The organism is Paenibacillus cellulositrophicus (assembly GCF_009363095.1).
In the GTDB taxonomy this organism is placed as follows: domain Bacteria; phylum Bacillota; class Bacilli; order Paenibacillales; family Paenibacillaceae; genus Paenibacillus_AQ; species Paenibacillus_AQ favisporus.
This window is the reverse complement of record NZ_CP045295.1, coordinates 3,538,935-3,563,855: the sequence shown is the minus strand read 5'-3', so window position 1 is coordinate 3,563,855 and position 24,921 is coordinate 3,538,935. Positions and strand designations below refer to the sequence as shown.

Annotated in this window: 25 protein-coding genes; 14 read left to right on the top strand and 11 right to left on the bottom strand. The window is 52.0% G+C overall.

The window, feature by feature from the left end:
* Window positions 1-41: 41 nt before the first annotated feature.
* Window positions 42-230 (top strand): hypothetical protein, encoded by a 189-nt coding sequence (locus GCU45_RS15915; RefSeq protein ID WP_152399630.1) that lies wholly within the window; start codon window positions 42-44, stop codon window positions 228-230.
* Window positions 231-314: 84 nt separating this feature from the next.
* Here GCU45_RS15915 and GCU45_RS34220 read toward each other — a convergent pair whose 3' ends face one another.
* Both GCU45_RS34220 and GCU45_RS34025 read right to left on the bottom strand, forming a co-directional pair.
* On the bottom strand, window positions 315-551 hold the full coding sequence (locus GCU45_RS34220) for a hypothetical protein (protein WP_152399629.1): 237 nt from the start codon (window positions 549-551) through the stop codon (window positions 315-317).
* A 304-nt stretch (window positions 552-855) separates the two neighbouring features.
* On the bottom strand, window positions 856-975 hold the full coding sequence (locus tag GCU45_RS34025; RefSeq protein ID WP_208629353.1) for a YjcZ family sporulation protein: 120 nt from the start codon (window positions 973-975) through the stop codon (window positions 856-858).
* Between the two features lie 450 nt (window positions 976-1,425).
* On the opposite strand from GCU45_RS34025, the gene GCU45_RS15905 reads away from it, so the two are divergent.
* Window positions 1,426-2,316 (top strand): cation diffusion facilitator family transporter, encoded by an 891-nt coding sequence (locus GCU45_RS15905; RefSeq protein WP_145161963.1) that lies wholly within the window; start codon window positions 1,426-1,428, stop codon window positions 2,314-2,316.
* Between the two features lie 22 nt (window positions 2,317-2,338).
* On the opposite strand, the gene GCU45_RS15900 is transcribed toward GCU45_RS15905, so the two are convergent.
* On the bottom strand, window positions 2,339-3,190 hold the full coding sequence (locus GCU45_RS15900; protein ID WP_152399628.1) for a WYL domain-containing protein: 852 nt from the start codon (window positions 3,188-3,190) through the stop codon (window positions 2,339-2,341).
* The gene (locus tag GCU45_RS15895) at window positions 3,177-4,484 is read right to left on the bottom strand and encodes a helix-turn-helix transcriptional regulator (protein WP_152399627.1); all 1,308 of its coding nucleotides are present in this window, start codon (window positions 4,482-4,484) and stop codon (window positions 3,177-3,179) included. The genes GCU45_RS15900 and GCU45_RS15895 overlap by 14 nt, the downstream gene beginning before the upstream one ends.
* 232 nt (window positions 4,485-4,716) lie before the next feature.
* Between GCU45_RS15895 and GCU45_RS15890 the strand changes: the two genes are divergently transcribed.
* Both GCU45_RS15890 and GCU45_RS15885 read left to right on the top strand, forming a co-directional pair.
* Window positions 4,717-5,982 (top strand): class I SAM-dependent methyltransferase, encoded by a 1,266-nt coding sequence (locus GCU45_RS15890; protein WP_152399626.1) that lies wholly within the window; start codon window positions 4,717-4,719, stop codon window positions 5,980-5,982.
* 5 nt (window positions 5,983-5,987) lie between these two features.
* Window positions 5,988-8,576 (top strand): metallophosphoesterase, encoded by a 2,589-nt coding sequence (locus tag GCU45_RS15885; protein ID WP_152399625.1) that lies wholly within the window; start codon window positions 5,988-5,990, stop codon window positions 8,574-8,576.
* A 65-nt stretch (window positions 8,577-8,641) separates the two neighbouring features.
* Here GCU45_RS15885 and GCU45_RS15880 read toward each other — a convergent pair whose 3' ends face one another.
* The gene (locus GCU45_RS15880) at window positions 8,642-8,971 is read right to left on the bottom strand and encodes an ArsR/SmtB family transcription factor (protein WP_105445150.1); all 330 of its coding nucleotides are present in this window, start codon (window positions 8,969-8,971) and stop codon (window positions 8,642-8,644) included.
* Window positions 8,972-9,217: 246 nt separating this feature from the next.
* On the opposite strand from GCU45_RS15880, the gene GCU45_RS15875 reads away from it, so the two are divergent.
* The 3 genes from GCU45_RS15875 to GCU45_RS15865 all read left to right on the top strand — a co-directional run bounded on the left by GCU45_RS15875 (window position 9,218) and on the right by GCU45_RS15865 (window position 12,256).
* Window positions 9,218-9,847, top strand: a complete 630-nt coding sequence (locus GCU45_RS15875; protein WP_152399624.1) for an HD domain-containing protein — start codon at window positions 9,218-9,220, stop codon at window positions 9,845-9,847.
* Window positions 9,848-10,131: 284 nt separating this feature from the next.
* Window positions 10,132-11,148 (top strand): phosphodiester glycosidase family protein, encoded by a 1,017-nt coding sequence (locus GCU45_RS15870; RefSeq protein WP_152399623.1) that lies wholly within the window; start codon window positions 10,132-10,134, stop codon window positions 11,146-11,148.
* A 31-nt stretch (window positions 11,149-11,179) separates the two neighbouring features.
* Window positions 11,180-12,256 (top strand): bifunctional glycosyltransferase family 2/GtrA family protein, encoded by a 1,077-nt coding sequence (locus GCU45_RS15865; RefSeq protein ID WP_152399622.1) that lies wholly within the window; start codon window positions 11,180-11,182, stop codon window positions 12,254-12,256.
* A 127-nt stretch (window positions 12,257-12,383) separates the two neighbouring features.
* On the opposite strand, the gene GCU45_RS15860 is transcribed toward GCU45_RS15865, so the two are convergent.
* On the bottom strand, window positions 12,384-13,076 hold the full coding sequence (locus GCU45_RS15860) for a hypothetical protein (protein ID WP_152399621.1): 693 nt from the start codon (window positions 13,074-13,076) through the stop codon (window positions 12,384-12,386).
* 291 nt (window positions 13,077-13,367) lie between these two features.
* On the opposite strand from GCU45_RS15860, the gene GCU45_RS15855 reads away from it, so the two are divergent.
* Window positions 13,368-14,153: a hypothetical protein gene (locus GCU45_RS15855; protein ID WP_152399620.1), complete on the top strand. Its 786-nt coding sequence runs from the start codon at window positions 13,368-13,370 to the stop codon at window positions 14,151-14,153.
* 283 nt (window positions 14,154-14,436) lie between these two features.
* On the opposite strand, the gene GCU45_RS15850 is transcribed toward GCU45_RS15855, so the two are convergent.
* Genes GCU45_RS15850 through GCU45_RS15840 form a run of 3 tightly spaced genes read right to left on the bottom strand, consistent with a single transcriptional unit; the run spans window position 14,437 to window position 15,792 of the window.
* Window positions 14,437-14,844 (bottom strand): DUF6220 domain-containing protein, encoded by a 408-nt coding sequence (locus GCU45_RS15850; protein ID WP_152399619.1) that lies wholly within the window; start codon window positions 14,842-14,844, stop codon window positions 14,437-14,439.
* Complete coding sequence (locus GCU45_RS15845) at window positions 14,841-15,332, bottom strand: DUF6022 family protein (RefSeq protein ID WP_152399618.1); 492 nt, start codon at window positions 15,330-15,332, stop codon at window positions 14,841-14,843. Before GCU45_RS15845 ends, GCU45_RS15850 begins: the two co-directional genes overlap by 4 nt.
* 25 nt (window positions 15,333-15,357) lie before the next feature.
* Entirely contained in the window at window positions 15,358-15,792 is a 435-nt protein-coding gene (locus GCU45_RS15840; RefSeq protein WP_152399617.1) for a DUF6526 family protein, read from the bottom strand.
* Between the two features lie 238 nt (window positions 15,793-16,030).
* Between GCU45_RS15840 and GCU45_RS15835 the strand changes: the two genes are divergently transcribed.
* Both GCU45_RS15835 and GCU45_RS15830 read left to right on the top strand, forming a co-directional pair.
* A complete protein-coding gene (locus GCU45_RS15835) occupies window positions 16,031-16,615 on the top strand; it encodes a TetR/AcrR family transcriptional regulator (RefSeq protein WP_152399616.1) in 585 nt (194 codons plus the stop codon).
* Window positions 16,616-16,977: 362 nt separating this feature from the next.
* A complete protein-coding gene (locus GCU45_RS15830; protein WP_152399615.1) occupies window positions 16,978-17,865 on the top strand; it encodes an ADP-ribosylglycohydrolase family protein in 888 nt (295 codons plus the stop codon).
* A 72-nt stretch (window positions 17,866-17,937) separates the two neighbouring features.
* Here the strand turns inward: GCU45_RS15830 and GCU45_RS15825 are convergent, their stop codons facing one another.
* On the bottom strand, window positions 17,938-19,116 hold the full coding sequence (locus GCU45_RS15825) for an epoxide hydrolase family protein (protein WP_208837049.1): 1,179 nt from the start codon (window positions 19,114-19,116) through the stop codon (window positions 17,938-17,940).
* Between the two features lie 141 nt (window positions 19,117-19,257).
* Between GCU45_RS15825 and GCU45_RS15820 the strand changes: the two genes are divergently transcribed.
* The 4 genes from GCU45_RS15820 to GCU45_RS15805 all read left to right on the top strand — a co-directional run bounded on the left by GCU45_RS15820 (window position 19,258) and on the right by GCU45_RS15805 (window position 23,366).
* Window positions 19,258-20,199: a helix-turn-helix transcriptional regulator gene (locus GCU45_RS15820; protein ID WP_152399614.1), complete on the top strand. Its 942-nt coding sequence runs from the start codon at window positions 19,258-19,260 to the stop codon at window positions 20,197-20,199.
* A gap of 198 nt (window positions 20,200-20,397) precedes the next feature.
* Window positions 20,398-20,844 (top strand): Hsp20/alpha crystallin family protein, encoded by a 447-nt coding sequence (locus GCU45_RS15815; RefSeq protein ID WP_152399613.1) that lies wholly within the window; start codon window positions 20,398-20,400, stop codon window positions 20,842-20,844.
* A gap of 301 nt (window positions 20,845-21,145) precedes the next feature.
* Window positions 21,146-22,534 carry an FAD-dependent oxidoreductase gene (locus GCU45_RS15810; RefSeq protein WP_167527151.1) on the top strand — a complete coding sequence of 463 codons (1,389 nt, stop codon included), beginning with the start codon at window positions 21,146-21,148 and terminating at the stop codon, window positions 22,532-22,534.
* A 355-nt stretch (window positions 22,535-22,889) separates the two neighbouring features.
* Complete coding sequence (locus tag GCU45_RS15805; RefSeq protein WP_244364104.1) at window positions 22,890-23,366, top strand: SgcJ/EcaC family oxidoreductase; 477 nt, start codon at window positions 22,890-22,892, stop codon at window positions 23,364-23,366.
* Between the two features lie 197 nt (window positions 23,367-23,563).
* Here the strand turns inward: GCU45_RS15805 and GCU45_RS15800 are convergent, their stop codons facing one another.
* Complete coding sequence (locus tag GCU45_RS15800; RefSeq protein ID WP_152399611.1) at window positions 23,564-24,868, bottom strand: MFS transporter; 1,305 nt, start codon at window positions 24,866-24,868, stop codon at window positions 23,564-23,566.
* Window positions 24,869-24,921: the final 53 nt, after the last annotated feature.

Here is a 24,921-nt window from a genome sequence, read left to right as displayed (position 1 = left end):
TTTTTGCGCGCAGCAGAACAGATAACGCGGGAGGTAGCGCCATGTTTTTTATCCGGATGATGAATGATATGAAAATAAGGAAGAAGCTGGCCGTTACGTTTATATCGGTGGCCGTTCTTCCCTTGCTGCTGTGCGGCCTTTTTTTGACCGGAAAGCTGCGCGAAATCGTTATTGAAAACGCTTTTGTGCAGGTCTCTACCAATGTGGAGCGTGTTCCCGAAGTAAATTGAACTAAAAATAGACTGCGAAGTAAGTAGTCTATTTTTTTGTTTATTCTTGTGAATATGGTGATTGATTTTTTATCGCTTTGGGATTTAGATTAAAGCAATCGCGAGCAGCGTGAACAGACTTAACGTCAAAATAGAGTTGCGAGCCCTGAATCCGTAGGGGAGGAAAGCGGAGGTCGTTACACGTCCATCTCTTCGATCTGTCTCCAAGTACACATGATCACGATCCACTTTTACGATTCTTCCTTCGTGCACATAACCGCCTCTTGTTGTAATGCGGACTCTCTGGCTCATGAATCGCGTGCAGCTATAATAGGCATCCATCTCATCATTCCTTTCTTTGACAAAGCATCATATGAACGCGTTGGACAAGAGGTCACGGCAGTTATACCAATGAATGAGGCCGATTCCGCTAGTTTACGAAATTTTGAGAAACGAACTTTAAAGTGCAGCTTTAAACCTTTTAAAAAAAATTCAGAAATAAATTAAACCCTGCAGCACAAAGCTGTCAGGGTTTAAAAATGTTATTTGTTTAGAAAAAGAAAGATCTAATGTTTTCAGATCACAACGGCGCGTCCACCCTGCCAACAGGTAGCCGGCAGGGTTTTCGTCAATCCTGATATTTGGTTTACCAACAAAATGCTGCCAAAATAATTACCAACAGAATAAACAACACAAGGATAGCACCAACATTGTTGTGCAAGCCGTAACCGTACCCTGCGCCAACTCCTCCTACAACTCCACTCATCCCTTACTACCTCCTTGAGTTTAAAGTACAATGTATCTTATGATTTAATTCGGATTGGGTATGGGCAAAGCGGTAAATAGATAATCATATCTTATGGATAATGAACATTTGGGAATGGGCAAGCCTCTCAAGGGTAAACACTCATTTTTAAGTTTCGGACTATAAATTTAGAATGAATCAAAAAAACGACCTTGCCAGCTAATAGCCAACAGGGAAGAGGCGAGCTTACCGATGGTCGAGGTCGTCAACCAAATTTCAGATAAGTCTCCTTGATAGGAGGCTTTTTTTGTTATGTAAAAATATTTTTCACCCGTACAACTCTTTATGCCAAGTCATACTTTTTAGGGACACACAAAAACTGTTTCTCTGGACCCACACGGTATTTGTACGCTACTATTAAAACCTATCGTTTCAACACGGATGCTACTGAATGTGTAAGGAGTTAAAAACGTGAACCATGAAGACAAACAATCGACATTTGCCATTTGGCTCAGCTTCATAAGTAATATCGTATTAACCGCTATTAAACTCGGTGTTGGATTTTTATCCAATAGTCCGGTACTCATTGCCGATGGCGTTCATAATGCAGGAGACGTCGTCGCCACAGGCGCAGCCCTCAGCTCCATGCGAATCTCCAAGCAGCCTCCGGATGAGGATCATCCCTATGGTCATGGGAAGGCAGAGGTGCTGGGGGCAGGGGGCGTGGCCATCATTTTAGCGCTGGCCGCTCTATATATGGCCTATCACTCCGTCATGGTGCTGTTCGAACCCCCGCACAAAACGACCGTCGTCGCGCTGGCAGCAGCGGCTTTTTCTTTGATTTTGAAGCAAGTTCTCTATGTTTATACCATGGCTATCGGAAAACGTCATCGAAGCAGTGGGCTCATTGCCACAGCTTATGATCATCTGGCAGATGTCTATGCTTCCATTGCCGCGGTCATCGGCATCGCATTGGGCATGCTCGGCGATCATTACGATATCGCGATTCTCTCTTATGGCGATCCTATTGCCGGAATCGTCGTCGCTTATTTGGTGTTAAAGCTGGCGATTCATATGGGAAAATCCTCGGTCGATGTTTTGATGGAGAAAAACGTGGACTTGGAGAAAATGAACGAGCTTACGGAGTTAGTCAAAACGGTTCCGGAAGTAAAGCGTCTGGATCGCCTTCGTGCGAGAGACCACGGCCATTATATTATTGTTGATATTCGAGTCGGGGTGGCGGCTGAGCTTAGTGTTCAGGAAGGGCATGATATCTCCAGAAATATTAAACAAACGATTATGAAGCATTGCTCCGATGTCGGAGAGGTTATGGTTCATTTAAATCCATGGTATGAAGAGTAGTCCGCAAATAGCTAAACCCCGCTCATTGAGCGGGGTTTAGCGCATCCTCATCCTTAACCATAACCGTAACTTCCTCCACCACGCCGTACCGTTCCAGTGCCTTCACCGAAGCCTCCAGCATACGTCTCTTCACATACTCTCCTTCAAACACCCGCACCCGTTTGCCCAGGAAGCGCAGCTTGGACAGCAGAAATTCCCTCTCATCGCCCATAACGCATACCTTGACCGTATAGGTATCGGTTTGTGCGTCATACTGCACTTCCTTGTCAAAGCAGCACAGCGCATACAGAATGCGCGACATCTCTTGGTTATACTGCGGGATGATCTGGACGAGCACCTCGGCTTTGCGGTTCTCCAGCGTCTCGCTAATCCGCGTCAAAATATCGCTCACCCGCTCAAGCGGCAGCTCCTGCTCGGTGACAGAGAGAATGTTATCCAGCTTCGTGCTCATGAAGGCGCGATTGCGGATATGGTGCCACAGCAGGTACCATTCCCGCTTCACCATGGAATACTCCAGCCGGTACGGCACGCCCAGTTGGTTGGAGTAGACCTGCCCGCTTTTCAGGGCGTGGGTGACGCGGATGCCGCTCCGGTTCATGATCAGGCGGCGCAGCGGGCGCAGGAGGGGGTGGTATACCTGCTTTTCCCGGCTCCGCGCTTTCTCGATCAGGTGAGCGCCGGTGTCCATCGCTTCATCTTCGGCCAGCAGAGCCGCCAGCTTCGCCAGCGTTTCCGGCGTAAATGCTTCGGAAGCGGCGGGGTGCTCCAGCACGGTTTTCAGCCAAGCGCGTTCGTGGGCGGTGACCATGAAGGTGCCGGAATCGTCGAGGCGCGAGATGATCTGGTAGTTAAAAATCTTTTCAAACAGATTCATAATAGGCGCGTATCTCCTTCCATTCCGCGATCATTTCGCGGCGCAGCCGGATCGGCTCAAGCACCTCACAGCTGGAACCGAAGCTCCGCAGCCACGGCTTGATTTCCGTCGTGCCGTTTACGGTAATCTCGTAAATAAAGGCTTCGTCATCTTCTTCGACGATTTGCCCCCACTGACCCTGCAGCAGCACCCGCTCTTTGATGAAGTTCGGTCCGTCGCTGGGATTGTAAAATTTAGCCCGGACCGTGACCGGTGCGCCGGTGTCGATCAGCCAGCTGTAGCGCAGCTTCTCCAGCAGCTCCTGCTGCTTCTCCGCAAACCAGACGGGATCCGCCTCTTCCGCTTCCTCAAACTGCGTGATGCCCTCCATCCGGTATTTCCGGATGCCTTCCCGGCCATAGGACAGCAGATACCAGCGGCCGTATTGATGGTCGTACACGACCTTTAGCGGTAGCGTCTGCTCCAGCTTGCCCTGCGTTTTCCGTTCAAACAGCGGGTTAGTGTTTTGGGAGGCGTAACTTTTTTCCGCTTTGGGCGAGAAGTACAGGAACCGGACCTTCCGATGCTTGCGGATCGCATCCAGAATGGTGAACAAATGGGCTTCGTCCAAAATCCGCGAGTGATAGTGATATTTATATAAAAAGGGCTCGACCGCATGCTTCTCCGAATGGCTTCGCATCAGCTGCTTCTTCAGTCCGTCCCGCAGCAGGTAGCCCTGCACGGAAGGAATTTGGGTGCCCGCCATGACGTCCACAAAATCATACAAATCCAGCAGCTCATCCTCGGTCAGCTCCTGAACGAGCTCGCCGCGAATGGCGTAACGGTAAGGGCGCGCTCCGCCTATTTTGCGGATCACCCCTACTTCTTCCAGGTACTTCAGATCCTTGCGGATCGTCTTCTCATCCGGGAGCGGGAGATGGGCGGCCATCGCGTTCGTGCAGCAGTCCAGCAGCTCCAGCGCCGTAAAGGACTGCGTACCAAGCGCCCCAAGCAGCAGGGACAGCCGCTCGCTTTCCGATTCTTTCAGCGACTTGGCGCGGAACAGGAACAGCAGCATCGGGTCGGCCGAATCGTAGTAGTTGTAACGCAGCCCTTCGCTGAACTCCTTGCCCTGTTCCTCCGGCAGCTGCTGGTACGTGGTCTGGACAATCTCCTTGAGGCGGCGGATCGTCTTATCGAACGTATTCACGGAAATCCCCAGCCTCTTGGCGAACTGCTTCCGGTTATACGCCCCGCTCGTCAGCACCAGCAAGCGCAAAAACTGGATTTCTTTATCAAAGCTCTCTTTGGCCATCTGACGGTTCTCCTTTTCCGTATCGATCTCATTCTATTGTAGCAGGAGAACCGGCTGGTTAACACGTGAACCTTACCATGAGCGTGCCATGATCGTGTGAGCGGAAACGCGAATGACGCCTGTTTCACCAGATTTCTATGCCGGGTCGTAATACTTGCGCCATGTTCGTGCGCACGAAAATAAGCGATGATGACAGCAAGGAATTGAAACCCGCAAGCAAGGAGAGTGCAGTATGGCGATCGTGCAAATCAAGTCCACGAATCCGCAGTTTTCATTTTTGATCAAAAAGAACCCGCATTCCGGCATGATTCTCCGCAGCATCCGCAAAGGGATGGCCTACGGCTGGTATTCGGATGAGCAGACGTTCAACGTCTATTTCAAAGACGCCGATAATGAAATTTCCTATAAGCAGCATGCCGACGAGCAGTTCGAATATTTGAACGTGTCGCGTTACAACACGCCGTTATTTCCGCTCAACGCAATCAGCGAGTTTTTCGCTCACCCGCTCAAGCACCAAGACGAACGAGATACGGAGGGGTATGAGCATACGTTGATGATCGGCATGATTCATATCGAGCTCACGCGCTACATCGATTTTTTTGAAAAGCATCTCAAGGACTTCACGTTTCAGATTACGCATCAGGCGCATAAGAGCTACTCGCTCACGGTGACGACGCAGCGCAGCCTTTATGAGCTCCTTCACGCCGTAAGCGTGCTGTGCTTGTTCCTGTCCATGTTCGGCAACGAATATATCGACATTTCCGAGCATGTGCTGGACAAATACATCCGCAGCATCAACGTGATCGACGCACCGTTTTACATCCGCAGCCTGTTCGTCCGCAATTTCCTGGCTTCCCGGGAGCGGTATAACAAGTACAAGGCGGAGCTTGAAGCGTCGGCACGCTATACCATCCAATTTGCGTATGGAGGTACGGCGCTGCAGCGCCGAAATTACATCGGCGGCGTGCTGCCTTTCGATAAGTCCATTCTCGACATCGGGTGCGGCGAGGGCTTTTATGCGCTGCCGTTTGCCGGCAAAATCGAAGGAAGCTACTACGCGGTCGATATCGACGAAGAGAGCCTGGCGGCCCTGACCCGCAAAGCGGAGTCCCGGCAAATCGATAACATTGCGCCCTTCCACTCGATGGACCATTTTCTCGAGGACTATAACGGCGAACAGGTCGACGTGATCCTGACGGAAGTTATCGAGCATATGAGCAGAGAGGAGGCGGCGCAGCTGATTCGGCAGATCGTGGCCGGGGTAGATTTTGATCATTTGGTGATCACAACGCCGAACGCGGACTTTAACCGTTATTACGAGCTGTCCGGCTTCCGCCATGACGACCACAAGTGGGAGATGGGGCAGGATGAGTTCCAGACGTGGATGCTGGATGTGATTCAGGGGCTCGGACTGTCGCATGACTTCGCCACGATCGGGGATGAGGTCGACCAGATCCGGACGACACAGGGCGTTATTTTGAAGAAAGAGGGGGCTTAGAGCTCATGGAAATCCGCACAAAAATGCATACCATCTTCATGCTCGTCGGTTCCACGGAATGCGGCAAAACGACGTTTGCCCAAGACGTGCTGATTCCGGGACTGCGGTTTGAGGATGAGACATCGAAATTGAAAGCAAACATTCAATATCTGTCCTCCGACCGGATCCGCCAGGAGGTGCTCGGATATGATTACGATAAATACGATCAAGTGATGCTGGAGGCGAGCGAACAGGCTTTTCACCTGCTGTTTGAGCGGTTGAAGATGGTTACGTCGTTTCCGGTCAATGCCGATTTCGTGGTGGTGGACACGACGGGGCTGGCGGAGGATTTTCGCGAAAAGGTACGGGAGATCGCCCGCAGCAATCATTACAACCTTGAGGTCATCGTCTTCGATTACCGGAAAAGGGAGGACTACTACGCATCGGAACGCTCCAAACGGCTCATCACGAATCATATCAACCGCCTGAAGAAAGACGTGCTCGGCGCGCTGCCGCGCGAAGGCTACGAGAAGATTCATAAGGTGCGGGCCAAGGACTTTTACCGGCCTGAAGAAAGCAGCAAGGCCAATCCCGACTACCGCGTGATGATCGAGGATTTGGAGGCTTACCGGGAGACGGTTCTCCCGCATGGCCCGCAGTACATCATCGTGGGGGATGTTCATGAGTGCGTGGAAGAGCTGAAGGGCCTGCTGCTGAGCTACGGCTTCCGGATGGAGGCAGGCAAGCTGCTCGCAGGGGAGAAGCTGCGGCCTACGAAGGTCATCCTGGCTGGCGACTGGATCGATAAAGGCAAGCAGACGCGTGAAATCATCGAATTTCTGTATGAGAATCAGGAGCATTTCCTGTTCGTGCTGGGGAATCACGAAAATTTCGTCTACAAATACCTGCGGGGCGAGATCCAGGGCGTGGATCAGGAGCTGCTGCAGACGTATTTTGATTCTACCGAGACACTGGCAAACGATGCTGAGCTGCTCCGGAAATTTAACGCACTGGTGGAAAAGGCAAAGCCCTTTTACCACTATGTAGGAACGGACGGCCCTTCTTATTATGTAACGCATGCACCCTGCTTGAAAAAGTATATCGGCAAGCTGGACGCCCAGTCGGCCCGTCATCAGCGCAATTTCCGCATCGACCGGGAGGCGCCGCTGGAGGAACAGCTGTCCTTCCTGAAGGATGAGGCGGTCGGAAACCACCCGTATCATATCTTTGGTCACGTGGCCGCCAAACAGGCTTTCCGGATCCGGAACAAAATCCATCTCGACACCGGCGCCGTGCATGGGAATGGGTTAACGTCCGTGACGATTTCGTTCAAACCGTTCATGAAATCGCATAAGTCGCGCACATCCGTGCTGACCGAGGAGCTCCCGACGCTGTTCCAGGAAAAGCGGAAGGTGTCCGTGCAGGATTTGGAGGAGGACGATATCCGCAGGCTGCACTACTGTTCCCGGCATAAAATCAACTTCATTTCCGGCACGATGTCCCCGGCGGATAAAGATATGGAGAGAAGTGAGCTGGAGTCGCTGAAGCGGGGCTTGGACTATTTCAAGGAGAACGGTGTCCTGAAGGTGGCGCTGCAGCCGAAATATATGGGATCGCGCTGCAATATTTATTTGCATCCCGACATAGAGCAGTGCTTCGCGGTAAGCCGCAACGGTTACAAGGTGAAGCAGGTGGATCTGACGGAAGTCTACCATCGGCTGCTGGCCAAGTTCGGCCCTTATATGCAGGAGCGGGGAATCCGCATGCTCATCCTGGACGGCGAGCTGATGCCGTGGAACGCCCTCGGCGAAGGGCTGATCCAGCGGCAGTTCAAGCCGATCGAGAAGGCGCTGGAGGGCGAGCTTTCCTTTTTGCAGGACCATGGTTTCGAAACCGCTCTGCAGTCATTGACCGAGCAGTATCAGGCGAGCGGCTTCGAGCAGGATCAATACCGCATGCCTAAAAAAGACCTAAACGACAAATACGGCGCCAACCTGTACCAGAACTACAAGCATATGCACGAAATTGTGGAGACGTCCGTATCGTTGGCAGAGCATTCCGAAGCTTACGAAACGTACAAAAGACAGTTGGAGCTGTATGCCGAAGCAGGGGAGATGGAGTATAAACCGTTCGCCATCTTGAAAATCGTCTTTGAAAACGGCGGGGAGGAATTGCCGCAGTGGACGACATCGGAGATGTACGGCTTCTTGTCGGACGATGAATCGGTCTCGCTTGATTTGTCCGAACCGGAGAGTTATGCAGAGGCGGAGCGGTTCTTTGCCAAGCTGACGACGGAGAAGCACATGGAAGGCGTCGTCATCAAGCCCGAGGCTTGGGACGGCCGGACGGTACCGTACATGAAAGTGCGCAACCCGGACTACCTGTCCATTATTTACGGCTACGACTACCGGTTCCCGCATAAGTACCGGAAGCTGCTGAAGCAGAAAAGCATCGCCCGCAAGCTGCGGACTTCGCAGAACGAATATCGGCTTGGCCTCTGGATGCTCGGCGTGAAATACGATGAGATCGAACCGATGCATGCGGCGTACCAGGAAGCGGCGGCCAATCTGCTGTTTGAGGTCGCCCAGGAGCAGGAGATCGATCCACGGCTGTAGCGTTTGATTCTTCCCCATGTAGATCCATGAAAAAGACCACCTCTATGGGTGGTCTTTTTAAAAACTCATTCTTCTTCCTCCTCTAAAAGTTGCTTCAAGCGCAGCATATTTGTACTCCAGAACTGGGTATAATAAGCCACCCAATCTTGAATTTCTTGGAGCGGGGAAGCGTTCAGCCTGAATCGCGTTTCTCTGCCGACTTTCCGGTCAACGACCAGTCCGGCCTCTTTCAGGATGGTCAAATGCTTGGATACCGCTGTCCGGCCCATCTGGAAATGTGGCGTCAGTTCATGAAGCGGGAGCTCCTCCGCTTCGGATAACAGACGAATCAGTCGGCGTCTGGTTGGATCTGCAACGGCGTCAAATACATCCCGGTTCTCATTGTTCTCGCTCACAGCACTCTCTCCTAAGCATGATTGTCGTCTCATGATGTGACACCTTTTGGTGACAATTTAATTGTATGACACCATCTGGTGTCATGTCAATTTGCAATGTGAAATGGGACCGCCGAGGTATCCCATGAATAACTTCCGCTGGTTCCCAATAACTTCTTGCGTCACTTTACGGTCCTTTTACAAACCGAATGTATACTAGAAGTACAGCAGTATATCAACCATTTTACACAAAGAAAGGGTGCAGCTATGGGAATTCATACGTACTTTCAATCGCTGAACGACCTCGAACGCATCATTCGTTGTCCCGGCAAGTTCAAATTTGAGGAGCACAGCGTTTCCGCCCATTCCTGGAAGGTTGTCCAGTACGCCAAAACGCTGGCTGACATTGAGGAAACCAACGGAGTCACGGTGGACTGGAAGAAGCTGTACGAAATTACCAGCAGTCATGATTACGGCGAGATTTTTATCGGGGATATCAAAACGCCCGTGAAGCACCACTCCCTCGAACTGCGGGCAATGCTTCAGCAAGTGGAGGAAGGCATGGTCGCTCATTTCATTGATGAGCATATTCCGTCAGAGTTTCAGCCGATTTTTCGCAGACAACTGCGTGAAGGCAAGGATGACTCCGTCGAAGGCAGAATCCTGGAAGTAGCCGATAAACTGGATCAAATCTACGAGGCCTTTACAGAGCTGCAGCGCGGAAACACGGAAAAAGAGTTCGTCGTCATGTATAGAGATGCCCTCATCAAAATTAAAGGAATCAAGCTCCATTGCGTCGATTATTTTTTACAGTATATTCTCCCCGATTTAGTCAGCGAAGGATCCAGATCCCCGATCGATATCGAGAAAATCACGAAAGAAGCCTTAGCCACATAAGTCATGATTTGCATCATTGGTTGTATCCTCCTGCCTTTCAATCTTTTTGGACCTCAGTTCATCCTCTCAAGCTTTACAGCTGCAATAGATTTCTTCTCTTTTTTAAAAATATTTCCCTACATATATGCTTCGAATCAAGATGAGGCCATGCCGCTCTATGGCCGCCTTCGTCAGATCCCCGATTTTTGCACCATTCCATCAGCTTCATATTCCATTTAAGTTCCATTTAAATATTGGGGTTTACTCTAGGGCTATCCCATTACAGCCACAAGGAGTAATCATCCATGAACAATAAGAAAAAGAAGTCCAAGCGCATTCTGCTCATCAGTCTTACGCTGTCTGTTGCCACGGTCGGCAGTATCCTGTACGGGCTGGCCGACCGGTATTTGATCCCGCATGTGGAGGAGGTCGTTGCCCAGCCCAGCACGGCAGCAGCCATATCGTCCTCCGCTTCCGGTAGGCAGTCGGCGAGTACAACGAAAACAGCTGCTACGAATACATCGACGAACACGGAATCTGCGGCATCCACGGCCTCAGCGGTAAACGCAACCTCTGACGATTGGAACTACAAGAGCGATAACGTCGATATTTCGATCAAGCAAGTGGAGACCGGTACAGGCGCGGATAAAATTACGTATTACGTCGCCGATGTTCAGCTGAAGAACGCGTCCAACCTTCGGACAGCCTTCGCGGATAATTCCTTCGGCCGCAACATTACCGAGCATACCTCGGAGATCGCATCCGCCAACAATGCCATTCTTGCCATCAACGGGGACTATTACGGGTTCCGGAATGACGGCGTCGTCATCCGTAACGGCACCTTGTACCGTGATGAGCCTGCGCGTGACGGGCTGGCGCTGTTCGGTGACGGCACGATGAAATCGTATAACGAGGAGGAGGTTTCCGCCGAGGATTTGCTTGCCCAAGGGGTAACGAATACCTTTTCGTTCGGACCGGTTCTGGTGAAAGACGGCACGGCGGTGCAGAACTTCGATAACGTCAAAATCGATACCAACTTCGGCAACCGCACGATCGACGAATCGAATCCGCGGACGGGGATCGGCATCATTTCGGCGAGTCACTACGTGTTTGTCGTGGTGGACGGGCGGCAGCAGAATTACAGCCGGGGCATGACGCTGAACGAGTTTGCGAATCTGTTTGAGGACCTGGGAGCGACCGAGGCCTACAACCTCGACGGCGGCGGTTCATCGACCATGTACTTCATGGGCCGGGTCGTCAACAGTCCTGGGGGCAAAGGCCAGGAGCGCGGCGTCAGCGACATTATTTATGTTGGCGAATAACGGACCGACGAAGCTGAAGGAGGCTACCGACATGACAACCGTATTGATTCCGGCCTATGAGCCTGACGAGAGACTGCTGCAGCTGATTGCCGACCTGAAAGCGGCTTGCCGCTGCAGGATCGTCGTGGTCGATGACGGCAGCGGGGAGGCCTATGGGGAGCTGTTCCATTCGGCTCGCCAGGCCGGCTGCATCGTGCTGACCCACGACCACAACCTTGGCAAAGGGCGGGCCTTGAAGACGGGCTTCGCCTTCCTGAAGAAGGCGGGTGAGACGGGAGGGATCGTCTGTGCGGACAGCGACGGACAGCACCTGCCGGCCGATATCGTCCGGATTGCCGCAGCGGTCGATGAGCATCCGGACCATATCGTGCTCGGCTGCCGGCATTTTACCGGCAGGGTACCGCTGCGGAGCCGGTTCGGCAACCAAGCGACACGCTTGGTGTACGCCCTGACGACCGGCCGCTCCGTCACGGATACGCAGACGGGCCTTCGCGGCTTCTCGCCGGCGATGCTGGACTGGCTGTGCGGCATTCCGGGCGACCGTTTTGAGTATGAAATGAACATGCTGCTGCAGGCACGCGGAGACGGCTATCCGATCCATGAGGTGCCCATTGATACCGTCTATTTGGAAAAGAACAAGTCTTCCCATTTTCGCCCGGTTGCGGACTCCATCCGGATTTATGCCCCTATCCTAAAGTTTTGCTCTTCGTCCGTACTCTCGGCAGGGCTGGATTTCCTGATGCTCTTCGTGCTTCAGTTCGTTACCGGCAGCCTGCTGGCCGCCGTAGTCGGTTCACGGTTGTGCAGCGCCATATTCAACTATGCCATGAACCGTCGCTATGTATTTGTGAAAAAGGACGCCCCCCGGCTGATCGAATCGGCTCCGAAATATTTTGCGCTGGTCGCGCTGGTCATGGGATTAAATTACGGGCTGTTGGTATTGTTCCATGGAATTCTGGTGATTCCGCTTTTCATCGCCAAGCTGCTCACCGAAGGCTCCTTGTTCGTGTTCAGCTACTGGTGCCAGCGCAAATTCGTGTTCCGTTCCCGGTCGCGAGCTGGGGGCAGGCCGCCCAAGGCTTATTTTAAGAGATATAAGAAAGTGTGAGCCTCGCGAAACTCAGGTTTCTTATATCGCAAGAGAAAGTTTCGCTAAATGCGGGCCGGATTTCTATAAAAAAGAGCGATCCAATACGGACCGCTCTTTTTCGTCTATTTATGCTTTTCGAACAGGTTTAGCTTCTATTAAATTCCTCGTTTAAACGGCTCACGTAATGTTCCAGCACGTAGTCTCTCACAAATTTTTCCTTAGCCTCGCTGTCCTCTTTCCTTTGAAACAGCACGTTCCTTTTCGTTCGTTCAAGCGCAGGCTTGTTAAGCCAGAGCTCCAAGGCCTCGCTCTCCAGCTGACGCTTCACCCTTCGTTCCGTTAGGTGATCCGCCTGTTTCCGGCTCTGGGTCTGAACCGCTGGGGACAAGGACGCCGCCGCTTCGGTCTGCTTCATAAGGAGCTCAGTAAGACGTTCGACTTTTTCCTGCTCACGCTGCAGCAGTTCGAGCAGATGCTGATTAAATTGCTCCTGGTTGTTAAAGCGATCGATCACGGATTTCTCCAATTCGGACAAGGCTTCGGCAAGATGATCGCTCACGCGCTCATCCTTATGGACACTGGTATCGCTCACGGTCGTGATCGTGGATGACTGGCCCAGCAGCACCTCCTCGACCTGCTCCCCGTTCAGCCCCTTGGAGTATTCGTCACGGATCCGGGCCAGCGTGGGAATAGACGCGGAAGATATCAGATAACTTTTATGCTGCTTTTTCGTATGCAAGTGATGTCCGTGCCGGTCCATGTATCGCCTGATTGTTGGCTGAGGGATTTCAAGCTGTCCCGCCAAATCGGAAACTTTCAGCCATTGCTCATCGCTCATGTGCGCTCACTCTCCCATCATCATACGCTCATAGCTGATATATTCTGGACGCGGGGGGCTTTTTCCTTCGAGCGTGGAGCAATTAGCTCACTCAATCGTTCATGGCTGGGGTGGCTGGACTTCAAGAGCCGGATTATTCTGTCCTCGGCATTCCCGGGGCGTTACTTCTTACGACTAACAGCGTTTATAGATAAGAGGTTACGATATTTTCAAATCATAATAACCATTTCTTAAATTATATGGAAAATAGAACGTATATAATGATGTGCATCAACTAGCGAAAGTGAGAGGATGGTCATTAACAAGCTCGCATTATTTTCGACTTCGATTTTAATGTTCGGTTTTCTTGTGGGTTGCAGCAAAGATCAGACGATAAACAGTCCCTTAATAGGTACGGAAGCAACAAAAAACTCTCAGGTAACAACACATTTGCAACAAGAAACTCGTGTGGATACGGCGGATCCGTCACTGGATGCGAAATCTTGGTCTTCGGAGAACAAGGAGGTAAAGCTGACGCCGGTTAAGGAAGGGCAATATTCGTATGAATCCGTAGCCGTTGACGTGAGTGGTGTGAACAAGGCATTCGACTGGAGCTTTTCGACGACTGAGGACCCGCGTATTTACTACACGGATGTTACCGGGGACGGGAAAGAAGAAGCAGTGATCATCCTTAATAAGGGAAAAGGGACAGGACTGAATATTGATGAATTACATGTGCTGGACGGGACGGATCTGTCCGAAATCAAAGTGCAAAGCTACCAGGAGATTGTCGCCGGCCAGATCGAAACGGGGGTTACCCGGAAAAATGATCAGACTTTGGCTATTAAGGTAAATTCACAGGGAAAAGAACATCAATTTGATTATCAGGTTGCCGGTATAAACTTTAAACAGGACAAGCTTAGTTTTGGCGGCGTCGTCTATTATTGGATGAAGAATCAACAAATCGTCACCACGTTAGGCGCGAGCGTTGGCATTTCTCCGCAATACGTAGGCGATTTTCAGATCACCTATAAATTCGATCCTGCAGAAAATAAATTGATTGCTGATCAAATCAGATTTGAACCTGTTCACAGATAAGATGATCTGGGGATAAAAAGGAGACACCGGTCAACTAACCGGCGTCTCCTTTCCATTTCAAAGTATGACTCCCCAATGCTACAACTTCCAAATCCGATACAAAATGACCGCCGCCTCAGCCCGGGTAAGTGGACCTTGCGGCGCGATCTTACCGTTGCCTGAAACGTGCGTCTTACAGCAAAAGAAAGGAGATATCGTGCTTTTTTTATATAAATGAATCCGTTGTATCGGAAGGAACGGAAAAAGGCACCCTTCAAGGTGCCCTAACCTGCGCTTTTATCTATCAATGATTTAATGTTGCGTTCATTACGCTATCCTCCCAAGTCGAGCGGAGGATGAGGGTGCAGCTCCAAAAGAGCATGATCGCAATGACCGGATGCAGCGCGGATAACATACCGATTCGGGATGACAGCACCGCGGTCAGAAACATGCCTATTGTCATGCCGAGCAGCCCTAAACTTCTCCGGATCATTTTGCCGGGCAAACGGGCGGTCCAGGCTAACACAGCCATAATTAGAGGCAGCAAAGAGAAATACCTGGCGAAATTTGCATGGATTAGCCAGTTATCCGGGCTGACGAAGAGGGCAAGCCCAGCGAGAAATACCTGGAGTGCAACGGAGATGGTAAACAGCCATGCGAGCGTCATAAAACAGATACGGGCTATCCGGGAGTAGGATCTGTTTACCATCATGCCTCACCGACCGTTCGCGAATCCAGAACACAGGGGTCAGCTTGAATAAGAATACGGGAAATTTCAGCGGGGTCTGTCTCGTGAATCGCGTAGACATGCGGCTGTCTAGGCAGACGCAGCCGGGTATGGTCGTGAAAAAAGCGCGTAATCAGCGTGCCGATCGCTTTTCCGTTTTCTTGCTGGATCACGCTCCAAAATCGCCTTTCCCGGTTCTCCCATGGTCCCCAGTGCTCTTCCGATTGGGGGAAAATTCCCGGCAGAACCGGCCGGGTGACTAATCCCGCTTCTACAATTTCCGCAGCCAAGGGCTGGAACAGTTTAAGGCAGTAAAAGCCATAGGCGGAATCTCCGCCTTTTGCAAAAATTCGTTCCGTTTCCTCGATATGGCGGTCCCAAACCGGCTTCCATTGGTCATCGATATATTGCTGGGCATGGGCAGCGAGCACATGCAGGGTCCTCTCTTTTAACGTTTCGGATAGATGCTTCACTTTTCGTCCTCCATTCATTTAGGGGTTATACGCGTTCCAAATCGGCTTTCCAAGCTTTAATAGACCGCTTGATACTTTCAGGAGTGAGATGATCATTTACGGCCTTGTCGCACAAAGCCATCCATTCCTCATCCGGTGCGAATCGCAGTGCAAGGATTTGATTCGTTGTCAGACGGGGATCAAGCAGCTTGCCGGTGAGTGCAAAGCAGCGCAGGTTTTCTTCAGTCCGAATGGCGCGGTCCTGAGCCTTGCAGGCAAACCTCCGGGCGAAGATCATCGTCATGACCGCCATCAGGGAGACCGACACGAACAGCAGCGAGGAAAACAGTGATATCCCGCGCATTTCAGCGACAAACAGATGGATGAGGGAAGCGATCAGCGTAATGATACCCAGGGGCACCAGGAAAAAATGGAACGCCGGAACCATCCTCACATGATTTTTATAATTTTGTGATTGCATCTTAAACCTCCTTTCACGATATTTGAGTGAGCGCACACTCATTTGAGGAGGGACGGAGTATCCAAGAAAGTAACAGGCTAGCTCATCTTCATTCTCACCGTGAGTGAGTACACACTCATTTTTGGCTAAAGGAACCCGTTCAACTACCAGATTAACTCGCTTGACAATGAGTGAGTGCACACTCATAATGGAAGCATAACCAGTAATGACTGCAATGTCAATAGAGTGAGGGATACCATTGGACTTAAAAAATAAAATAGCCGATGCCGCAGAACAGGTGTTATTAAGGAACGGGCTGGCCAAGACCACAACCAAGGAAATCGCCAAGGCTGCCGGCTGCTCTGAAGGATCGCTGTATAACCACTTTTCCAGCAAAGAAGATTTATTTCTCCATGTGATCCGGGGACAATTAAAGCATTTGATGAGAACCTTAAAGTCGCTGCAAGCTCTCGCGGGTAAAGAAACCGTTCGGCGCAATCTGGAGCAGGTTGCTCTTGCGGCGCTGGAGGATTTTCACAGCTCCATGTCCCTGATCGGTTCTATTTTCTCTGAGCCAGGTCTACTGCTTCGTCAGCGGGAAGGCTTTGAGCTGCGGAATGAAGGTCCCCATAGGGCCAACGAGGCCGTGGAAGCCTATTTGAATCAAGAGAAGCAGCTCGGCAGAATCGGGGAAAACACGGATTCGAGAGCGATTGCCGATTTACTTCTGGGGAGCTGCTTCCAGCATGCGTTCCAAATTAACTTTTTGGGCAAAGAGGAGTCGCCCGAAGAACGGGCACAATTTGCGGCCCGCGTTTTGGATACCTTATCTGCCGTACTATAAATAAACCCAACCCAGCCACCCCAGGCTGGTTTTTTTTGTTGTCTGTGAGTTGCATGCCCAAACGTCAGCCTTTCTGTTTGCTTAGAGATCAGGGAGTATAACTTCCGAGGCTAAACATCCTGATCTCGCAATAAAAATTTCCGCTAAACGCGGTCTGTCTTCATTGAATGTACGTCGATAGATATTTTTATTTAGAGATCAGAAAGTATAAACTTCCGGGCTAAACACCCTGATCTCGCAATAAAAATTTCCGCTAAACGCGGTCTTTCTTCTATGAATGTACGTCGATAAATATTTTTATTATAATCATAGCTAATAGAACGGCTGGACCATTTTTCCAGATCAAAACAGGGGGTGTTGGCATGCAGGACCAAATGCTCGACCGCTTGAAGGGCGGCCTCTTCGGCGTGGCCGTGGGCGATGCGCTTGGCGGAACGACGGAGTTTATGAGTGTCCGGGAAGTAAAAGCCCAGTACGGCTATTTGACGGAGATCATCGGCGGCGGAGTATGGCAGCTCGAACCGGGGGAAGTGACCGACGATACGATGATGACGCTCTGCGTGGCGGAAGGGATTCTGGAAAATCCCGCAGAGCCGATGGAGGCGATCGGGCGTTATTTTCTCGAATGGTATCAATCGCGGCCCAAGGACATCGGGAACATCATCCGGCACGTGTTTGAAAAATATGAGGGCGATTGGCTCGAAGCCGCTTTTATTGCTCACGCAGACATGGGTCAGAGCGGCGGGAACGGCTCCCTGATGCGTTGCCTGCCGGCTGTGCTGGCCTACAACGACCCGGCTGAGGTTGAGCGGGTAACGATCATGCAATCACGCATGACGCATTACGATCCAAGGTGCGCGGAAGCCTGCGTTATTTATAATCGCATTGCCGATCGTCTATTGCGCGGTGAGGACCTGAGCGAAGCCATCTTGGCTGAGATCAAGGGCAGCGAGTATGAAGGGATGATCGAAGACGAACCGGACTGTCCTCCCAGCGGGTTCGTGGTCCATACGTTCCGATGGGTGCTGCATATTCTGCTTCACGCGACCGACTTCAGCGATGCGGTGCAGCGGGCAGCCAACCTGGGCGGCGATTCCGATACGATTGGAGCGATCGCCGGCGGGTTGGCGGGCATCTATTACGGCTATGAGGGGATTCCGGCGAAGTATGCGGAGGCCATCCTGATCAAGGATCGGCTCGACCGGGTGATCTCGCAGCTGTATGCGTTGAGGGCTTCATCGTCATCGTAAAAAGAAGCCGCAGCAATAAAAGGGAAAAGGGCACCGCTCAGGTGCCCACCCTCCATCTATCCACTTTAACGGTTACAGCACATTCCGAAAAAACGTACGGATATCCTTGATCATCAGATCCGGTGCATCGATCGCGGCAAAATGCGTACCCCGCTCGAACTCGCTCCAATGTACGATGCGGTTGCCCTGCTCGGCGAAGCGGCGGATCGCCACATCGGATAACTGGAATACCGCGACACCTACAGGAGTTGGCGACATGTCTTTCGGAGCCCAGGCACCCGGGTCGTGGGCGCCTTCGTAATACATCCGCGTAGAGGAGTTTGCCGTTCCCGTCAGCCAGTACAGCATAAGGTTGGTGAGGAACGCATCGCGGTCTACGGCATCGACCGTATCGCCAAAGCCGTTAAACAATTCGCAGGTCCAGGCCAGAAGTCCGGCCGGGGAGTCGTGAAGCCCGTAAGCGAGCGTCTGCGGTCTGGTGGACTGGATCATGTTAAACCCGAATCTTTCCTTCATAAAATGCTCCAGCCGACCGACCCGCACCTTCTCAGCATCGGTCAGCGATGCAAATACATCGTCTTCGATAGCCCCGAACGGCACAAAGCCCATGGTCGCCGCGTTCACATGCACCCCGATGACGCGGCCGGCGGCGATGCGGCCGATTTCCGGTGCGATCATGGCGCCCATATCCCCGCCCTGCACGCCGTACTGCTCATAGCCGAGGAGCGTCATGAGCGCATCCAGTGCTTGGGCTGCCCGGAACGGGCTCCAGCCCGTATCGGTTGTCGGGCCTGACAGGCCAAAACCCGGCAGCGAAGGGATGACCAGGTGAAAGGCATCTGCGGCATCGCCGCCGTACGATGTCGGATCGGTCAGTGGACCGACCAGCTTCAGGAATTCCACAGGGGAGCTGGGCCATCCGTGAATGAGCATGAGCGGCACTGCACCCGGCTCGGAGGAACGAATATGGAAGAAGTGGATGTTCGCACCGTCAATCGTCGTCATAAATTGAGGATAGCTGTTGAGGCGCTGTTCCTGCTTGGTCCAATCAAAGGAATGCTCCCAGTAAGCCGCCATGTCCTTCACAAACGAGATCGGTGCACCGTAATTCCAGCCAGCCCCCGGAAGCTCATCCGGCCAGCGGGTCATGCTCAAGCGCTGCTTGAGGTCCTGGAGCTCTGCCGGCGTCGTTTCCAAGCGGAAGGGGCGGATCGTACCTGGATTGGTTTGGCTACTAGCGAACATTTTCATTTTTAACATCCTCCTTGGGGGTTCTTATGTCTTTATTGTAGGCGCCCCACCTTGACAACAGTATGTCAGCGAGAAATGCATGGATATAAAAAGTGATCTTTTTTGTGAATCGCCATTTCTTTGACAAAGGAGAGGGGTAGCTTGAAAGTAGAACGGCTGCTTGGCATTACGATGATCCTGTTAAGCCGGCGCAGGGTGAACGCCCAGACCTTGGCCGATAAGTACGAGGTATCGCTGCGCACGATCTACCGCGATCTCGAGACGATTAACGCTGCGGGCATTCCGATTGTGTCCTATGCGGGAACGGATGGCGGATATGAAATTATGGAGAAGTACCGGATCGAGCGGCAAATTGTCACCTTGGAAGACCTGAAATCGATCCTCGTCGCCTTAAAAGGCGTACAAGCTTCGCTGGATGACCGGGAAATGGACGATCTGCTGACCAAAATCAAGGCGCTTGTCGCCAAATCCGAGCAGGACCAAATGGAGGATGAGGGCGAAACGCTCGTGTTTGACACCAACCTGTGGCATGGAGGAGGAATCAAGGACAAGTCGGTCCTCGTTTCGCTAAGGCAGGCGTCCAAGCACCGGTCGGTCGTGTCCTTCCTATACACCAATACGGAGGGAACGGCCGAGCAGCGCGAAGTCGAGCCCATCGGTCTGGCTTGGAAGGGGTACGCCTGGTACTTATACGCCTACTGCCGAACTCGTCAGGATTATCGGACGTTTCGGGTTTCCCGATTGAGCGGCTTGAAGGTGCATCTGGAACAATTTCCGTCCCGCGGCGTGCGCATGGAAGAACTGGATGCAAGGTGGGGCAACCAGGAGACCGGACCGGCAGTTTCCCTCCTTCTGCGTTTTAAGCAACGGCTGAGAGTACGGGTGGAGGAGGCTTTTGGCGTTGAGAACGTGGAGACGGAAGCGGACGGATCGCTGCTGGTCCGGGCGAGTTACCCGGATAATCATTGGATGTACGGCATGCTGCTGAGCTACGGGCCGGATTTGCGGGTGCTTGAGCCAGCTTATGTAGCCGAGAGGATCCGGCATATGGCGGTGCAAACGGCGGGGAATTACGAGGATTAAGGCAAAAAATTTACATACGATTATCCGAAGGTCAAATAAGGTCAAATAATAATTTTCACGATAAATCCACCATAAAACAAGACAAATCAGGCTATAATCGCGTGTAATCAGCTGTAATCGTTTTTGTCTTTTCACACCCACGGGCATATAATAAAGTCGTAAGGTCAAACAAGGTCAAATTGAAAGGGGAAATGAAGCATGTTTGACTTGATTCCTTTTGGAAAACGCAGAGAAGATGCCTTTGGACAATTGGTGAAATCCTTTAACGACGTGTTCAGCGACGATTGGTTTACATCTTTCAAAGGATCGTTGACGTCCTTCAAGACCGATATCCGGGAAACGGAGCAATCGTATCTGGTGGAGGCGGAACTGCCCGGTTTTCAAAAAGAAGATATCGAGATCAGCTACGCTGAGCCTTACCTGACGATCAAAGCCGTTCGTAAGGAAGACCATAGCGTGGACAACCAAGACGAACAAGTCGTCCGCAGAGAACGCCGCTATGGTGAATACACGCGCAGCTTCTACGTTCCCGATATTCATGCAGACGGAATTAACGCGTCCCTGAAAGACGGCGTACTGAACATGGAAATTCCGAAACAACCTAACCAACGCACCAAACGCATTCAAATTCGCGATGACATCTAATCATATTGTAAATTGATATGAAGCACCCCGGACGGGGTGCTTTTTGTTAAGATTATAATTTTGAGATTTTTTTCACAAATCCCTTGCAAAGGTGAAAGGGAAGGTGTATGATTAAGCCATAAAGAGGTTGTGATATAAATCACAAATAGATCAAGGGAGATAAATCATCGGAAATATTTTTTTGAAGTATATTGTGCATTATTTCACAAACGAGCAGTGTCCTCCATTCCGCTGCTTATCCATTAAGTTATCCATACCGTTTCACATTCATCCATTTCATTCCCTATAAGGAGGAATTACCATGAAAGTCGCAGTCATTGGATGTACCCATGCCGGAACCGCCGCTGTAAAAAGCATTGCCGCACAGCACCCGGAAGCCCAAATTACGGTGTATGAACGCAACGATAACATTTCGTTCCTGTCGTGCGGCATCGCCCTTCACGTCGGAGGCGTCGTCAAGGACGCAGGCGGATTGTTCTACAGCAATCCGGAAGAGCTGGCCGGACTCGGCGCCGTGACCCGGATGCGGCACGAAGTGCTGGCCGTCGACACGAACGCCAAGACGCTGAATGTCCGCAACCTGGTGACCGGCGAGGAATTTACGGACAGCTATGATAAGCTGGTGGTCACCACAGGCTCGTGGCCGGTTATTCCGAAGATGGAAGGAATCGATCTGGACAATGTCCAGCTGTGCAAAAACTACGCTCACGCGCAGGAAATCATTGCCCGCGCTGCGGATGCAGAGCGCATCACCGTCATCGGCGCCGGATATATCGGCATCGAGCTCGTCGAAGCGTTCCACGAGCTTGGCAAGCAGGTCACCCTGATCGATAACATGGACCGTGTCATGGCCAAGTACCTTGACCGCGATCTGACCGACTTGGCCGAGCAGGCACTGAAGGACCGCGGCGTGCAGCTGGCGCTGGGCCGGACGGTGGAAGGCTTCCGCGGCAGCGAAAGCAAAGTGCGCGAGGTCGTCACCACAGACGGCACGTTTGAAGCCGATATGGTTGTGCTGTGCATCGGCTTCCGCCCCGGCACAGATCTGCTGAAGGGCCAGGTTGATATGCTGCCGAACGGCGCGATTATCGTCGACGACTATATGCGCACCAGCAACCCCGATGTGCTGGCCGCTGGAGACAGCTGCGCCGTACGCTACAATCCGACGGGAACGGCGATGTACATTCCGCTGGCCACCAATGCCGTTCGGATGGGTACGCTGGCTGGCATGAACCTGGTTCAGCCAACCGTGCGCTACCAAGGTACGCAGGGAACGTCGGCCATCCGGCTGTTTGACTGGAACATCGCTTCGACGGGCATGACCGAGGCCGCCGCACTTGCTGCAGGCTTGAATGTGAAAACTGTAACAATCCATGAAAATAACCGTCCGGAGTTCATGCCGACCTACGATGATGTCATGCTGAAGCTGGTCTTCGAAGCGGCCGGCGGCCGGATCGTCGGAGCCCAGGTGATGTCGAAGGCGGATATGACCCAAGCGACCAATACGCTGTCGGTGTGCATCCAGAACCGGATGACGGTGCAGGAGCTGGCTTTTGTAGACTTCTTCTTCCAGCCGCATTACAACAAGCCGTGGAATGTGCTGAATACGGCCGGACTGGCCGCCATGGAGGAAATGAAGAAGGAGCAGAATGCTCCGGAAGCCGCGGTCCAAACGAAATTAGCCGTTTAATGTAATCACGAGTCATTTAATGATCCATTCCTACCACGAGGAATTCCATTCCGGCGGGAAGCGGGATTGCCAGCCTGCTTTTTGCCAACACCATAACCATGCTTGATTCCGGCCCGAAGGGGCCGGGATTTTTTTGCTTTTTCGCTGACGGGGCGGGATGTGCTTCATTTCTTGTTTTTAAAAACTTAAGGGATCTATTGACAAATCACTTCCTGCCGCATATTATCTTAATTAATCAAGATATTATATAAATCAAGATAATTAATTAGTCCAGTTAATGTCAGCGAACCGTTTCTTGAATAGCAAACAAATCCGCGTAATCAGGCGGCCATTCAATCAAAGGAGATGAAGGAAGATGAACATGAATACAAATCAGGCGCAAGACCGGAAGGAAATTGAGCAGCTGTTTGAAAAGCTGAAATGGGCTTGGGGAAAAGGGGATGGCGAGGCTTATGGGGCATGCTTTACCGACAAGGCAGACTACGTTACTTTTCAAGGCGAGCATCTGAAAGGAAGAAAGGCGATCGCCGATGTGCATCAGGAGCTGTGGAACGGCGTATTGAGAGGGTCTACGCTGGACGGGGAGATTGCGAAAATCGACTTTATTACGCCAGAGCTGGCGATCTTTCACGGACTGGGCGCCGTCAAAATGAGATGGCAGAAGCGGGCGCCAAAGAAACGTGACTCCATTAACACCAATGTGGTTGTAAAGCAAAACGGCGAATGGCGCATCGCCGCGTTTCAGAACAGCCGGATTTCCGGACCGGGTTTGATGCAAAAAATATTCACGAAAATGAGCTCGCGGCGGGCTGTTCAGCAGCAGCTTCGTTGAGACGGGTACAGGAGGATGGCCTGATCGGCGCATCAGCCTGGCAACGATTGAAGCATAGAAAGAACCCCTTTCGTCCACCGGCTGTCGCTGCATTAACCGAAAAAACGAAAGGGGAGAGCTATTGTGATGATCACCTTATTACCTAACCCGGCGATTCCTAATTAAAGTCACGAAGAGAGTATCGGTTGAAGTTCGTATCAAGCTTTCTCTTTCCGCGACCAGACAATAACCGGGATTAGAAGCAGGGACAGGAACCCTCCGGCCAAAGAAAGTGTAGAGTAGCTGGACTGGGACACAATCATGCCGGATAACGCCCCTCCCGATGCCCCAGCTAAGGCAATGAGGACATCCACCGTGCCTTGGGTCTTCGCCCGAGTATGCGGAGGCGTCGCGTCAACAATGGCTGCCGTTCCGCTAATCAGGCCAAAGTTCCAGCCCAGCCCAAGGAGCGCAAGCGCAAGAACGAGAAATACCATCGATTCTCCGGGCGCGAGCCCAGCCAACAAGCCTGCCGCAAGCAAGGTGATTCCGGAAGCATAGGACATCAGAGTGTGTCCGTACTTATCGACTAGAACGCCGGTAATCAGCGAAGGCAGAAACATCGCAGCCACATGGATGCCGATGACGAGGCCGACCTCGCCCAGCCCGTGTCCGTGATGCTTCATGTGGACCGGTGTCATGGTCATAATGGCCACCATCACGATTTGGGTCAGCACCATCACCGTCGCACCGATCATGATTCCCATTTTATTCATGGCTGCGTCCTTTACGCCGGTGTTCTGCGTGCCATTCAGGCTTTCATCTGCCCGCTGTGCCTCCGCCATGGCCTTGGCCACGATCAGCGGGTCTGGCCGAAGGAAGATGAGGAGGACGACGCCGGCTATAATAAAGGCTGCAGCAGCCAGCATGAATGGACCCGAAAGCGCTGGGAAACCTATGGAAGTGGCAAAACGTCCCGTAATATTGACCAGATTCGGTCCGGCCACTGCACCGAATGTGGTGAAGACCATAGCGGCACTGATCGCTTTAGCCCGCTGCGTTGGCAAGGCCAAATCTGTTCCGGCATATCGAGCCTGTAAGTTTGTTGCCGTTCCGGCGCCGTACACCAGCAAAGAAATAAAGAGAAGTGCCAGATTGCTTATGAGGGCTGCCAAAACGACGCCTAGCGCACCAAGCCCACCCGCCAGGAAGCCCGCTGCCAGCCCCGTCCGGCGCCCTAACCGCTGGGACAGACGGCCGACGATCAGGGCTGACGCTGCGGATCCTAACGTAATTAAGGCGGAAGGAACCCCGGCATAGCTGTCGGATCCAAGCATGTCTTGGGCAAGCAGCGCTCCTACCGTAACCCCTGCAGCAAAACCGGCCCCGCCGAAAATTTGCGAAATGATGACGATTAACATCGTCCTTTTATGGAGCTGCCGCTGCCTCTCAGGCGATTCAACGTACTGCCTTAGAGGTGCAGGGAGGGGATTCACCCTTTCTACAACCGTGGTCTCTGACATCTATTGATCCTCCCTATATTAGTCGATCCGATTCATAAATGATTTGCTGTTCC